Origin of the sequence: Cognatundibacterium luofuense, from assembly GCF_018139685.1 — a bacterium.
GTDB classification, from domain to species: domain Bacteria; phylum Pseudomonadota; class Gammaproteobacteria; order Burkholderiales; family Burkholderiaceae_D; genus Undibacterium; species Undibacterium luofuense.
In genome coordinates this window covers 1-325 of record NZ_JAGSPN010000426.1, presented here as the reverse complement: position 1 = coordinate 325, position 325 = coordinate 1, and the positions used below count along the sequence as shown (strand labels likewise).

At 53.2% G+C, this 325-nt stretch carries 1 protein-coding gene; it reads right to left on the bottom strand.

Annotated features, from left to right (window positions below):
• Nucleotides 1-325, bottom strand: a 325-nt coding sequence (locus KDM89_RS21070) for an acyl-CoA dehydrogenase family protein (protein WP_212689770.1), incomplete at both ends; no start/stop codon positions are given.

The window sequence follows — 325 nt, the reverse complement described above, 5'->3', positions numbered from 1 at the left end:
AATGCCGAGCGGGCCGCCGGACAATACGGTACGTTCAAAATCCAGACCCGACATCAGCACATTGACGCCTTTGCCGACGCCACCGAGCACATTTTCCAGCGGTACTTCGCAGTTATCAAATACCAGTTCGCCGGTATGCGAACCGCGCATACCCAGCTTGTCCAGTTTCTGCGCAATCGAGAAACCTTTATAGCCTTTTTCGATCAGGAAGGCAGTCATACCGCGTGGGCCTGCTTCCAGGTCAGTTTTGGCATAGACCACCAGCACATCGGCATCCGGACCATTGGTAATCCACATCTTGGTGCCATTCAGCACATAGTGATCA